This is a genomic window from Yaniella soli (assembly GCF_054782375.1).
In genome coordinates this window covers 23444-36265 of the sequence record NZ_BAAGSP010000009.1, presented here as the reverse complement: position 1 = coordinate 36265, position 12822 = coordinate 23444, and the positions used below count along the sequence as shown (strand labels likewise).

Annotated in this window: 13 protein-coding genes; 8 read left to right on the top strand and 5 right to left on the bottom strand. The window is 55.1% G+C overall.

Going from position 1 to position 12822, the window contains the following annotated elements; genetic code table 11:
• Positions 1 to 270: 270 nt before the first annotated feature.
• The gene (locus ACYVJT_RS06565; RefSeq protein ID WP_343957172.1) at positions 271 to 570 is read left to right on the top strand and encodes a DUF4193 domain-containing protein; all 300 of its coding nucleotides are present in this window, start codon (positions 271 to 273) and stop codon (positions 568 to 570) included.
• A 118-nt stretch (positions 571 to 688) separates the two neighbouring features.
• On the opposite strand, the gene ACYVJT_RS06560 is transcribed toward ACYVJT_RS06565, so the two are convergent.
• Positions 689 to 1273 (bottom strand): DUF3093 domain-containing protein, encoded by a 585-nt coding sequence (locus tag ACYVJT_RS06560; RefSeq protein ID WP_343957170.1) that lies wholly within the window; start codon positions 1271 to 1273, stop codon positions 689 to 691.
• A gap of 112 nt (positions 1274 to 1385) precedes the next feature.
• Here ACYVJT_RS06560 and dut point away from each other — a divergent pair, with 112 nt between their 5' ends.
• From dut to ACYVJT_RS06525, 7 genes are all read left to right on the top strand, one after another.
• Complete coding sequence (gene dut, locus ACYVJT_RS06555) at positions 1386 to 1874, top strand: dUTP diphosphatase (protein WP_343957168.1); 489 nt, start codon at positions 1386 to 1388, stop codon at positions 1872 to 1874.
• A gap of 39 nt (positions 1875 to 1913) precedes the next feature.
• Positions 1914 to 2621, top strand: a complete 708-nt coding sequence (locus ACYVJT_RS06550; RefSeq protein ID WP_343957166.1) for a DUF3710 domain-containing protein — start codon at positions 1914 to 1916, stop codon at positions 2619 to 2621.
• A gap of 15 nt (positions 2622 to 2636) precedes the next feature.
• Positions 2637 to 3419 (top strand): DUF3159 domain-containing protein, encoded by a 783-nt coding sequence (locus ACYVJT_RS06545; RefSeq protein WP_343957164.1) that lies wholly within the window; start codon positions 2637 to 2639, stop codon positions 3417 to 3419.
• Positions 3420 to 3564: 145 nt separating this feature from the next.
• Positions 3565 to 5043 carry a class I SAM-dependent RNA methyltransferase gene (locus tag ACYVJT_RS06540; protein ID WP_343957162.1) on the top strand — a complete coding sequence of 493 codons (1479 nt, stop codon included), beginning with the start codon at positions 3565 to 3567 and terminating at the stop codon, positions 5041 to 5043.
• Positions 5044 to 5201: 158 nt separating this feature from the next.
• Positions 5202 to 7907, top strand: a complete 2706-nt coding sequence (gene acnA, locus ACYVJT_RS06535; RefSeq protein WP_343957160.1) for an aconitate hydratase AcnA — start codon at positions 5202 to 5204, stop codon at positions 7905 to 7907.
• Between the two features lie 164 nt (positions 7908 to 8071).
• Entirely contained in the window at positions 8072 to 8575 is a 504-nt protein-coding gene (locus tag ACYVJT_RS06530) for a WGR domain-containing protein (RefSeq protein ID WP_343957158.1), read from the top strand.
• The gene (locus ACYVJT_RS06525) at positions 8575 to 9552 is read left to right on the top strand and encodes an aldo/keto reductase (protein ID WP_343957277.1); all 978 of its coding nucleotides are present in this window, start codon (positions 8575 to 8577) and stop codon (positions 9550 to 9552) included. Before ACYVJT_RS06530 ends, ACYVJT_RS06525 begins: the two co-directional genes overlap by 1 nt.
• 339 nt (positions 9553 to 9891) lie before the next feature.
• Here ACYVJT_RS06525 and ACYVJT_RS06520 read toward each other — a convergent pair whose 3' ends face one another.
• From ACYVJT_RS06520 to msrB, 4 genes are all read right to left on the bottom strand, one after another.
• Positions 9892 to 10332 carry a QcrA and Rieske domain-containing protein gene (locus ACYVJT_RS06520; protein WP_343957156.1) on the bottom strand — a complete coding sequence of 147 codons (441 nt, stop codon included), beginning with the start codon at positions 10330 to 10332 and terminating at the stop codon, positions 9892 to 9894.
• A 59-nt stretch (positions 10333 to 10391) separates the two neighbouring features.
• Positions 10392 to 11681, bottom strand: coding sequence for an HRDC domain-containing protein (locus ACYVJT_RS06515; RefSeq protein ID WP_343957154.1), 1290 nt, complete (start codon positions 11679 to 11681; stop codon positions 10392 to 10394).
• An 11-nt stretch (positions 11682 to 11692) separates the two neighbouring features.
• Positions 11693 to 12289, bottom strand: coding sequence for a DUF3000 domain-containing protein (locus tag ACYVJT_RS06510; protein ID WP_343957152.1), 597 nt, complete (start codon positions 12287 to 12289; stop codon positions 11693 to 11695).
• Between the two features lie 66 nt (positions 12290 to 12355).
• Positions 12356 to 12811, bottom strand: coding sequence for a peptide-methionine (R)-S-oxide reductase MsrB (msrB, locus tag ACYVJT_RS06505; RefSeq protein ID WP_425579869.1), 456 nt, complete (start codon positions 12809 to 12811; stop codon positions 12356 to 12358).
• Positions 12812 to 12822 lie beyond the last annotated feature (11 nt).

Here is a 12822-nt window from a genome sequence, read left to right as displayed (position 1 = left end):
TTGTGAACTCTGCCATGCAAGCCTGACAAAAGGTCGGAATTACACCGGTGTGGCGCGGATTTATAGCGTCATCTCAGCCACATATCTATCAGCCATAACTTCAGACTTGCATTGTAGGCGGCAATAAGGTTAGATCACCACGAAAACATGAGTCGGAATCCGCCCAAGGTGAATCTGACTCACAGATCTGAGCCTTCGTGATAAAACGTAGATCAGCATCTGAACATATGCATCAAAACATGATGTGACAACCTACCGAATGCGAGATTCATGGCTACGGACTACGACGCCCCCCGCAAGAACGATGACGAACTTCGCGAGGACTCCATCGAGGAACTGCAGAACCGTCGGACTGACACCCAGTCCGCTGCAGTTGACGAGGATGAGGCCGAAGCCGCGGAAGGATTTGAACTTCCTGGCGCGGACCTCTCCGATGAAGAACTCCAAGTGACCGTTCTGCCGGCGCAGCAAGATGAATTCACGTGTGCCTCCTGCTTCCTGGTACGCCACCGTTCCCAGGTCGCGATGGAAGAAGACGGCATGCTTTACTGCACGGACTGCATGGGCTAAAAGTTGTGCGCCGTCCACACGGCGTGCACTGACGTAAAATCACAAAAAATAACACCAAAGGGGCCTTGCCGTGTGATCACGGTTGCCCCTTTGACTTATTTAACAACAAATTGTGTGACTATTGTTCTTGCTGCCGCTGTTCGGCTTCGAGCTGTTCACGCTCAGCATCAATGAGCCACTGCGGAATATCTTCATCGTCTTTGACTTCCGGATCTTCTGGGGTGAACATGGAGCCGCCCAGGGCTTCGGTCAGCGCTTCGGGATGGGAAGTTGAGGTCAACCAGTACGGTGTGCGATCTTGACGATCTTCAATTTGAATTCGCACAACCGATTTGATCCAGCTGCGCAAATGGAGAAATGCTAGGCCGTGAAGGTTTGGGCCGCGTTGTTCAAAGGCATCATCTCCACGGTAGCCAGTCACAGTCCCAACGTGTTCGCGTGCAATGGTGGCGCGTCCGACCTGTACATGCGTGGTAGATACGGTGATATCGGTGGTCGAGGACAATAATATCAACACGGTGACCAGCGCTAAGACGACGCCCGAACCAATACCCCAACCGGTTCCGAAGGGAGCCAACGTGAGCCAGCCAATCCCAGCGGCAATAAGCACGATAAGCCACATAGGCCAGGTAGGTCGCAGTGTCTCCTGGTATACAATCGGTGAGCCGCCGGGCCCAATTCGCGTGTCAGCATTTTCAGTCATGACTCCCAGCCTACAGCGCGAGTTGATGTTGCCACCATTTTGGGTATTCCCCGTTGCTGGTCGCTAGACTAAGAGCCGGCACTACTGATATAGAACCAGGAGAAGGCGCGAGATGTCAGACGGACAATCTACAGACGAGCAGTCGCCGCATCAGCTCACCATAGAAGTGACGATGCTGGATGCGGAGCTGAACGCGCCAGAATACGCGCTGCCAGGCGATGCAGGGGCAGACCTCGTCACGACCATCGATGTCACCCTGCATCCCGGACAACGCCAACTTGTCCCAAGCGGCGTGGCCATGGCGATTCCCAACGGCTTTGCCGCATTTGTACATCCACGTTCTGGGCTAGCAGTGCGCGCCGGGCTGAGTGTGGTGAACGCGCCCGGTACGATCGATGCAGGGTACCGCGGCGAAATCAAAGTGCCCCTCATTAATCTTGATCCCACTGAAACGATTCAACTGCGGCGTGGCGAACGTATCGCACAGTTGGTGATCCAGCCTGTGTACCAAGCGAACTTTGTGGACGTTGACGAACTGCCGGAGACCGCACGCAACGATGGTGGCTTTGGTTCCACCGGAGGCTTTAGCACACGGCAGTAGTTCGTCGGATTTTCGTAATCTAAAGGAGAGTTTTTCACGATGCTTTTTGGACGCAATAGAAACGTTCAAGCCGAAACAGTCGTTTTGCCCGAGCACCTGCGGGATGATGATGACGTCCCAGCTGCTGATGAGCGTCCAGAAGGTCCCTTCGATATCCTCGAAGTAGAGTCCAGAGACTTCAGCAAAGGCTATATGGACCTCGGAGCCATCAAAGTGCCGATGCGCAAAAAGGTTTCATACCGTCTGGAGCAAGAACAGGCAAAGCAAAAAGTCTTCGCGGTCTCAGCCGTACACGAAAACTCAACACTACAGATTCAAGCGTTTGCCGCACCTCGTTCAGGTGGTCAATGGGACGAGATTCGCCAAGAAATGTACGATCAGAATAAGACCGCAAAAGGTGCCGGCGTCACCATCGAAGAAGGGGAATTTGGTGATGAATTGCTCATTCGCATCCCAGCCGAGCTGCCCGACGGACGCAAGGGTGAACGCATTGCTCGGTTCTTAGGCATTGATGGGCCACGGTGGATGATTCGTGCGATGATCATGGGCAAAGCGGCGCTGAACAAAAACGAAGCCGGCATGCTCTATGAGATTCTAAAAAATACGGTCATCGATCGCGGTGACGCGCCCCTGCCGGCTCGCCAAATGTTGGAACTGACCCCGCCTGAAAACGTCCAAGCAGCGATGCGAGAAGCCGCTGCACGACGTCGCCAAGAAGCGAAGCAGGCACGGACAAAACCTGAGTAATACACCGGCTAGGAAATGCAGTCCAAAGCCGAACCAGAAACGAGCATCCTATTGAGCAGCGCTGACGACCACCCCGAACACGACGACCAACTTCAACAGGTAGCGAAACGTCTTGCCGGCCAAACTTCAGTGACCTCGACTGGAGACCTTGACCTACTGGGTTCGGTTGGTGGAATACGGGGCATCGCTGAAGCGATAGTACCGGCATTGGTATTCTTGGTGACCTTTATTGTCACAACCGACGTGTGGGCATCAGCCATTTTGGCGGTTGGACTTGCTGCACTGGCCAGCGTGCTACGACTCATTCAGCGCCAGCCAATGACCCAAGCGCTGGCAGGTGTCATTGGTGTGGCCGTCTCGGCTGGCGTCGCGCTAATGCAAGATGATGCCCGTGGATACTATGTGATCGGGTTTTATATCTCTGCGGCCTACGGTCTCGCTTTTGCCCTCTCGATGGCAGTTAAATGGCCTATCATGGGCCTGATCTATGGCTGGATTCGCGGTGAGGGAGTCAGCTGGCAGAAGCAACCTTATCGACGAAAAAAGTACCAAATAGCCACGTTGTTGATGGTACTGGTGTTCGCTGCTCGGCTCGTCGTGCAACTTCCCATGTATTGGGCTGATGATGTCGTTGCCCTGGGTACAGCACGATTAGTTATGGGCGTACCGTTATATGCGCTGGTGCTGTGGTTTGGTTGGCTCGTGTCACGTCCGGCAAATGCCCGTCTACGTGTTGACCCGAAGAGTTCAGATGACGACGCCCCTGTGCATGAAGAAGAAATAGACCCAAGAATATGACACTTCGCTACACAGTGATACATCACACTAGGTGGGCGACTAATATAGTGGGAAAGACATTGATAACTGAATTAAGCGTGAAAATCGGTTTGCCGAGTTTCACACGGAAACCACACTCACTACACAACTTGAAGCAGGCCGATCAATGACAAGCACAGATGCACAAACTGCCGCGCACCTGGCGGAGCAGGACAAAGATGCGGGTGAAATTCTCACATTAGAAGTCGGTGCGATGGCTCACGGCGGACATTGCGTGGCACGCCATGACGGACGCGTCATTTTCGTGCGGCATGCCATCCCCGGGGAAATTGTCAATGCTGCTGTGACCGCTGGAGGGGAGGACGCTCGCTTCTGGCGGGCCGACACGGTTTCTGTGGTGCGGCCGTCTGAGTTTCGCCGTTCCCATCAGTGGAAGCTGGCCGATTCTATTCGGGCACACGCCTCTGGGCGCCATCCCGTTGGTGGTGCAGAATTCGGGCACATCACCTTGGAACACCAACGTCGGCTCAAAGCGCAGGTTTTTCGTGACACCATGACACGGATTGGCCAGCTCAACGTTGAAGCACAAGTCGTCGGTGTTGCTGAAGACGAACCAACTGGGCTGCACTGGCGCACACGAAACGCCTTCTCAGTAACCTCTTCGGGACGATTGGCCATGAACGTGCATCGGTCAGCCACAGTGGTCCCTGTGCGCAATATTCCGCTGGGCGTTCGTCAACTGGATGCACTACAACTCTGGGATATCGATTTCTCCGGGGCAGGACGGGTTGAAGTAGCCACGCCTGGCCATGGCGAGGAAGTGCTCGTCGTGATCTTCCCGTTAGACGCGGTAGCTGCCAATAAGAAACTTCTTGAGCAGCATATTGGCCAGTGGCGCAAGCGTCTCATCCATTTGCCTTCGAAGGTTTCTGTTGTAGTGGGGCTCCGTTCTCAGCAGTTTGGACCCCTCGAGATGATACGTCTGCGCGGACGAACCTGGCTCAATGAGGTAGTCGAAACCGAGAAATACGGTTCCCACACGTTCCGCATTTCCGGAGACGGCTTCTGGCAGGTTCACCGAGACGCTCCCGAAACCCTTGTTAACGCCGTGATGGACGCACTCGACGTACAACCCGGCCAGGTCATCGCGGATCTCTACGGGGGAGCCGGTCTGTTTTCGAAGTTCATCGCAGACGGAGTTGGTGAAGACGGGGTCGTGTTGTCCGTGGAAGCTTCACCCGGTGCTTCGCGCGATGCCCGCAAAAATTTGCACGATACAAAGCAAGCCTTCGTAATCAATGGGCTGACCGACCGCATTCTTGGTTCATGGGTACAACGTCCCCACGCGCCGATTGCGAAAGGTGGCCTCGCTGATCAACGAGTGGACTCGGTCGTACTCGACCCGCCTCGGGCAGGCGCAGGCCGAGCTACAATTACTCGGATTCACCAGTTGGCAGCGGAGAAAATCGTGTACGTATCGTGTGATCCCGCATCGTTTGCACGAGACACGAAATGGCTGGTCGAACACGGCTGGGAGATTGAAGAATCTACCATTTACGATCTGTTTCCAGACACCTTCCATATGGAGATGGTTACCACATTTCGCCCCTCAGCCGCGCTGAGACAATCACGCAATGACGCGTAACCCGCGTTAGAATAAAAGCCACGCCGCCCACGCATGCGTTGACCGGGCTGGGCGGTTCGCACCGGCAGTGCCCTGGCGCGTCACTTGCATGCGTTGAGCGACACGACTTACACAGGACAATGGAATCGCCCCCGTGGGCGGGAAAAGAGGAGTCCACTGTGACTACAGTTGATAGCTTCGGTTCCAAAGGCGTCTTAGACGTTGATGGTGCTGAATACGAAATTTTTCGGCTCAACAAGGTTGAAGGATCTGAGAACCTTCCTTTCTCATTAAAGGTTCTACTAGAGAACTTGCTCCGCACAGAAGACGGTGAAAACATCACCAAGGAGCAGATCCAGTCGCTAGCAAACTGGGATCATGCTGCTCAGCCACATACTGAAATTCAGTTCACCCCGGCCCGTGTTCTCATGCAAGACTTCACCGGTGTGCCGTGTGTTGTCGACTTGGCCACCATGCGCGAAGCCATTACGGACCTCGGTGGCGACGCAGAACTGGTGAACCCGTTAGCGCCAGCCGAACTGGTCATCGACCACTCGGTGCAAATTGACCACTTCGGAACACCAGACGCTGTCGAACGCAACGTTGAAATCGAATACCAACGCAACGGCGAACGCTACCAGTTCCTGCGCTGGGGCCAGACCGCATTTGATGACTTCAAAGTTGTTCCTCCGGGCATGGGTATTGTCCACCAGGTCAACATCGAATACCTAGCACGCACCGTGATGACTCGCGAAGTCAACGGCGTGCTGCGCGCCTACCCAGATACCTGTGTTGGTACGGACTCCCACACCACCATGGTCAACGGGCTTGGCGTCCTCGGGTGGGGCGTCGGCGGTATCGAAGCTGAAGCCGCCATGCTTGGCCAGCCCGTCTCCATGCTCGTGCCACGCGTCGTTGGATTTAAACTGACCGGTCAAATTCCGTCCGGTGCCACGGCAACTGACGTGGTGCTCACCATCACAGAAATGCTGCGTGAACACGGCGTTGTTGGGAAATTTGTCGAGTTCTACGGTGAAGGCGTGGGCTCAGTGCCCCTGGCAAACCGTGCAACGATCGGCAACATGTCCCCAGAGTTCGGCTCCACTGCTGCCATGTTCCCGATCGACCAGGTGACGCTGGATTACCTGCGTTTGACTGGCCGCTCCGAAGAGAACATCAAACTTGTTGAGGCCTACTCCAAAGAACAGGGACTGTGGCACGATCCAGCCAACGAAGTCAACTACTCCGAGTACATGGAACTGGACCTGTCCAGTGTTGTGCCATCGATCTCGGGCCCACGTCGTCCACAAGACCGCATCATTCTTGACGATTCGAAGGATCAGTTCCGCAAGGACATCCACGATTTCGCCGATACTGATGAAGTCGGAGTCGGACGTCCATCCCGTAGCGCAGATGTTGCACTTGACGACGGACGCGAATTCGAACTGGATCACGGTAAAGTTGCGATCGCTTCGATCACCTCGTGCACCAACACCTCGAACCCATCGGTCATGATGGCGGCTGCCGTGCTGGCACGCAACGCCGTCGATAAGGGCCTCACCTCGAAACCATGGGTCAAAACCTCCGTTGCCCCAGGTTCACGCGTGGTTACCGAATACTACGAGAAATCCGGTTTGATTCCACACCTCGAGGAACTTGGTTTCTCCATCGTGGGTTACGGTTGCACCACCTGTATCGGTAACTCCGGTCCACTGGATCCAAAGATCTCAGAAGCCGTCAACGATAACGATTTGGCTGTCACCTCGGTGCTCTCCGGTAACCGGAACTTCGAAGGCCGCATTAACCCTGACGTCAAGATGAACTACTTGGCATCGCCGCCACTGGTCGTTGCATACGCCCTGGCCGGCACCATGGACTTCGACTTCGAAAACGAGCCACTTGGTCAAGACAGCGCAGGAAACGACATCTTCCTGTCTGAGATCTGGCCAGATCCAACCGAAGTACAGCAGATCATCGATCGCTCGATCGACACTGACATGTTCAATGAAGAATACTCGACTATCTTCGATGGTGACCATCGTTGGCAGGAACTGGACACACCGAAAGGCAAGACCTTCCAGTGGGATCCAGAATCCACCTACGTACGGAAACCGCCGTACTTCGAGGGCATGACGCTTGAGCCAGAACCTGTTGAAGACGTAGCAGGTGCACGCGTGCTCCTGAAACTGGGCGATTCGGTCACCACCGACCACATTTCGCCAGCAGGCGCGTTCAAATCGGATACACCAGCCGGCAAGTACCTGCTCGAGAACGGCGTTGCTCGGAAAGACTTCAACTCCTACGGCTCACGTCGTGGTAACCACGAAGTCATGATCCGCGGTACCTTCGCGAACATTCGTATCCGCAACCAGATGCTGGACGGAGTCGAAGGTGGCTTCACCCGCGACTTCACTCAAGATGGTGCACCACAAGCATATGTCTATGATGCCGCTATGAACTACCAGCAAGAAGGCACGCCGCTCGTCGTGCTTGGCGGTAAAGAATACGGTTCCGGTTCATCCCGTGACTGGGCTGCCAAAGGCACCGCACTGTTGGGCATCAAAGCCGTCATCACCGAATCATTTGAGCGGATCCACCGTTCAAACCTCATCGGTATGGGCGTCCTACCTCTGGAATTCCCACAGGGCGAGTCCGCAGATTCACTTGGGCTCAACGGATCTGAAATTTTCGACATTTCCGGCATCACCGAACTGAACAACGGTACCACTCCAAAGAGTGTTCACGTGACAGCGACGAAGGAAGATGGCACCAAGGTTGAATTCGACGCCAACGTGCGCATCGACACCCCTGGTGAAGCTGACTACTACCGCAACGGTGGTATTCTGCAGTTCGTCTTGCGTCAGATGGCTGATCGCACAAAATAAAGGTATAGCACCTGAACGTCAACATGCTTGACGTGATGATGGCCCGAGACCCGACCACTGGGTTTCGGGCCATCAAGCGTTTAAAGCCGTTTCGCGTGGTACTTCATCGGTAGTATCGTAGACAAGTATTTTCACTACCTGTCCCGCATTCACAAAGGATCACCGTGAGCATTGTCCGCATGTACCATATTCCCGACGACGCACCTCGTCCCACACACTACCGAGAAGCATGGTGGGATGATGACACGTCAGAGTTCGTGGTGCATCACGGAAAAGTCGGAGAATCCGGCACAACCACGGTGGAACGCATGGCGGATTCAGACGAAGCCGAGGCGCTACTGGAGTCGTTCGCAGTACAGAACACAGCCGATGGCTACGTGGATGCGCACGACATCGAACATGAGCCCTTCACGGTGTCGGTCAAACTCAAAGGTTCCTCGCCTACGACGGTCGAGGAAACCAACGCCGAAAAGTTTGCCATTGAGTACACGGCGCTCCTTGCTTGGCGGGGGATCGGCGCCGTCGAGGATTGGGACGCCGCATCCGATGAGGGCCTCTTCCGATTCCAGGTCAATGCTGTGCACCGGAACAAGGCTATGAAATTTGCCGGTGAGGCGTTGAAGAAGACCGAATTTCGAGTCGACCGGATGAAGGTGGAAAGGAACTAATCTTGCAGTACCGTCGTGTTGGTCATTCCGGACTGGTGGTATCCGCAGTGGGCTTCGGATGCAATAATTTAGGACGCCCCAAAACCGCAACAGAAACCGCTGATGGGGCGTTTCGGGTCGTGCAGGCAGCGGTAGATGCGGGCATCACGTTTTTCGACACCGCAGATACCTACGGCAAAACCCAGGGTCTATCTGAGCACTATTTGGGTCAAGCACTGAAACCAGTGCGAGACAATGTCGTGATTGGTACCAAATTTGGTATGGATATGGCAGGAGCAAACGGTCCCGACTTCGGCGCGCGAGGCTCTCGCCGGTACATTATCTCGGCTGTTGAAGCATCATTGCGTCGCCTTGACACCGACTATATTGATCTATTGCAGTACCACACCCCTGATGTCCATACGCCGATCGATGAGACACTTTCGGCACTGGATCAGCTCATAGCCGATGGCAAAGTTCGCTACATTGGCCATTCCAATTTTGCTGGCTGGCAGATCGCTCAGGCCGAGTACGTTGCCCGGCAGTTGGGAGCGCAGCGCTTCATTTCTGCTCAAAATCATTACAACCTCATGGACCGTCGTGCCGAACTAGAAGTGCTTCCCGCGGCTCGGGAGTTTGGCCTAGGAGTCTTCCCATACTTCCCGCTCAATAACGGGTTGTTGACAGGAAAATACACTGCCAAGGGCGGTCCGGCAGAGGCCAGACTCTCGCATGTGCGCCAGCATATGGTGGCAGAAGCAGACTGGGAACAGCTCGACAGCTTTGCCTCATTTGCTCGGGCGCGGGGTATCAGTGAAGTCGATGTGGCATTCGGTTGGCTAGCTGCCCAACAACCGATTGCATCGGTTATTGCCGGTGCAACTCGTGTCGACCAAGTACATCAAAATGCCGTCTCCCTCGACTATCAGCTCACACACGAGGATCTATCGATCCTCGATGAGATTTTTCTACCAACACAGAAAGTCGCACTGTACTAATCGGCGATTTCTCGAAAGCAGTCAGCCATCCATATATTCGTTGATATCTCCATCACCACCCTCGCGCTTGTCCTCGTAGTCTTCATGGGGTGGTCAGTCTGGAGTCTTAGTCATTCTCCGTTAAACGGTACCCAACGGATTGTTTGGGTACTTGCCATACTCATTCTGCCGGGTGTTGGCTCGTTTGCCTGGTGGTGGTGGATCAAACGACACTACCCTCGCAGAAAAGCCGAAGATCCAGAATGGGATCCGGCAGCCAACAAATACTCACGTCAGTCTGCGGGTAGGCCAAGGCCAAGCCGGGGACGGTATAAACATCCCGGCGACTAGCGGCAACCGTTAGGCTTCGGCGACCTCAACGAGAACCCAACCGTTTTCTATTGCGGTTTGATGACGGGTGAGTGGTCGTTGGGCCGGCCCGGCCACAGCTTCACCGGTCAACTTGTCATAATTGGACGCGTGGCAGGGACAGATGAACGGCCCGGAGGGATCTTCAGCATTTGCTCCGACAACGCAGCCCTGGTGGGTGCACACCGCTGAATAAGCGTGAATCGTATCGGTGGTCTCACGATGCAATAGCACTTGATCGGCACCGACCACCAATTGGATCGATGCTCCTACCGCGAGGCTGTCGAGTTCTACCGCTTCAGTGAACACTCCACCCGAGAAGGTTTCTTGTTCGGGGCCTGTAGAGCAGGCAGCCAATGTGAACGCTGCGGTGGCGGCTCCGCCTGCTGTGAGAAAGGTGCGTCTAGACGGGGTGTTTCGACAGCAGCTCATCGCGAGTTTGTCACCATCTTGTTCGTTTCCGCAGCATCCGGCTGCATTCGAGTAAAAGGCTATTTTTCTAGCGGATCAGGATCCAGTAGGGCCACGGTGATGACCGCAGACGCTGCCTGAATTTGCCATGGCCTGGCACCAAGATCCTTGAGGCGACGTTCGACTGACTCCGGTGTGATCGGTTCCGGTGGACGCCAACATATTTCTCGTAATGTCTCAGGCAAGAGCAAGTTTTCCAACGGGATGCTTTGCTCCTGGGCGATTCGGCTCAGCCGGGCGCGGCAGGTCTGTAGCCTTCGCGCAGCCAGCGGTTCCTTCTCGCGCCATGCTTTCACCGCGGGCGGGGATTGCGATGAAGCCCGCATGGGCGGTAACTTGTCGGGATCGTTCGCCATCTTGATCCCGTCTTGAATAGCTTGCAGCCAGCGTCGCGCATCCCGCGATGCCGCTTTCCTGCGCATTCTCGGGATTTTCATGAGCTGCGGAACGGTGCGGGGCTGAGCCTTGGCGGCGGCCACGAGGGAACGGTCATTGAGTAACTTGGCTGGGGGCAGATCGCGTGACTTCGCAAGCTTTTCGCGAGTCGTCCACAAGGATTTCACGATGGCTAACGTGCTGCGATCGGTCACCTCGTGAATTCCAGACGTCTTACGCCACGGATCTTTCCGTGGCGGCTTGAGCGGTCGGTTCAACAGCGAATGGAATTCTTCATAAGCGATCTCAAGCTTATGCTCGTCTGCAAGCTCTTGTTGCATTGCAGCCCGGAGCTCGTGCAACAGTTCAACATCAAGTGCCGCGTAGTTCCGCATATCCTCGGTCAATGGGCGGACTGACCAGTCGGCGGCCGAATGTTCTTTTGCCAGGCTGACATTGAGCTTGTGTTCTAGCAGAGCAGATAAGCTTACGCGCTGGTAGCCCAAGAGTCTGCCAGCGAGCTCGGTATCAAAGAGACGATCTGGCCAGAGACCGGCTTGGCGAAGCGACGGGAGATCCTGAATAGCAGCGTGCAGAATCCATTCCACGCCGGATAATGCGTCTTGAATAGGATCTAAGTTGTCCAGCGATTCGGCATCGATGAGCCAAATTGTGTCACCTTCGCGTTTGAGCTGAATGAGGAAGGCTCGTTGGCCATAGCGGTACCCACTTGCGCGTTCGGTATCCACGGCGACAGCACCCGTTCCTTGACGCAGTTTGTCAGCAACGTGTTGTAACTGTGCCTCAGTATCAATAACCGGCGGAATCCCACCTTGCGGTTCTTCGAGGAGAATTGGCTCGGTATCGCGATCTGTAGACTGCGATGTGCCTTGGAGACGTTTCGGATCCTCGAAATCATCTGCGGTGAGATGCACGCTTGCGATCGTTATTTCCTTTGTTGTACTGGGCTGAGCGGAACTACACCCTCTGAGATGGGTGGCAAACCGGCGAACGTGCACACCATAGCGCTCCAAGCAGTGAGATGTCTATCTAGGTTGTCGCCGGCAGGCGTCCAAGAGGCGCGCAATTCCAAATCTATTGTTTCGACTCGCTGGTCCAGCATGCCGAAGCCTTTGGACAGCACACGGGTCGCGGTACCACCGGGTTGGCGGTACGTAGCATCTGCTTCGTCGAGGGCCTCAACCATCCACGTCCATGCGACTTCTGAAACCAATGGATCATCGCCGAGATCTGCTTCCAAACTCGTACGAATGTACGTGACGATCCGGAAGTTGCCATCCCAGACATCGGAATATTCGTCGTCATACAACAGAATGAAGCGTCCCACGGCCAACGCCTCTCCCTGGCCGTCCGTAATCTCAGCGGCCATCGCCACAGCGTAGGGCGCTAATTTCGCTGGTGCGAGCACCTCGGTGAGTTCAACCTCGTCGCGCGTGACGGCCTGCCGCAGCTGGTCCAAAGCGACCCTGAAAGTCTGCGGCGCGGCGTGCAAGGCTTGCGCATGAGATTGTTGTGGATTCACACTCTTAGGTTAAACCCGTACTTGAAGGATTCGGTGGCGGCGCGCCGCAATCCCAGCAGGACCAAATTAATTGTCAGATTTTGTCAAATCCAGGCTGAGCGAATTGAGGCAATAGCGCAGATCAGTTGGTGTATCGAAGCCTTCACCAGCAAAAACATGGCCCAAGTGCGACTCACAATTCGCGCAACGCACCTCGACACGCGTCATGCCCATGGATTGATCTTCGACATATCGAATTTGGTCATTATCTGTCGGTGCGTAGAAGGATGGCCAACCGCAGCGAGCATCGAATTTCGTGTCTGAGGAGAAGAGCTCGGTGCCGCAGGCACGGCAGGAATAGGTACCTGCCAACTCGGTGTCCCAGTATTCTCCGGTGTATGGTCGTTCGGTGCCAGCTTGGCGCAGAATCTGAAACGCTTCATCGCTGAGGCGCTCTTTCCACTGCTGGTCTGACAGTGACAGAGCCTCTTCACGAGGCATTGGCTGGTTAGTGGCGCGGGCTGATTCTGAGGAACTTGTCATGGGCCCAACAT

Coding starts and splice junctions, on each gene's coding strand:
- ACYVJT_RS06565 (WP_343957172.1), top strand. CDS start 271: ATGGCTACGGACTACGACGCCCCCCGCAAGAACGATGACGAACTTCGC.
- ACYVJT_RS06560 (WP_343957170.1), bottom strand. CDS start 1,273: ATGACTGAAAATGCTGACACGCGAATTGGGCCCGGCGGCTCACCGATT.
- dut (WP_343957168.1), top strand. CDS start 1,386: ATGTCAGACGGACAATCTACAGACGAGCAGTCGCCGCATCAGCTCACC.
- ACYVJT_RS06550 (WP_343957166.1), top strand. CDS start 1,914: ATGCTTTTTGGACGCAATAGAAACGTTCAAGCCGAAACAGTCGTTTTG.
- ACYVJT_RS06545 (WP_343957164.1), top strand. CDS start 2,637: ATGCAGTCCAAAGCCGAACCAGAAACGAGCATCCTATTGAGCAGCGCT.
- ACYVJT_RS06540 (WP_343957162.1), top strand. CDS start 3,565: ATGACAAGCACAGATGCACAAACTGCCGCGCACCTGGCGGAGCAGGAC.
- ACYVJT_RS06520 (WP_343957156.1), bottom strand. CDS start 10,332: ATGAGCTGCTGTCGAAACACCCCGTCTAGACGCACCTTTCTCACAGCA.
- msrB (WP_425579869.1), bottom strand. CDS start 12,811: ATGACAAGTTCCTCAGAATCAGCCCGCGCCACTAACCAGCCAATGCCT.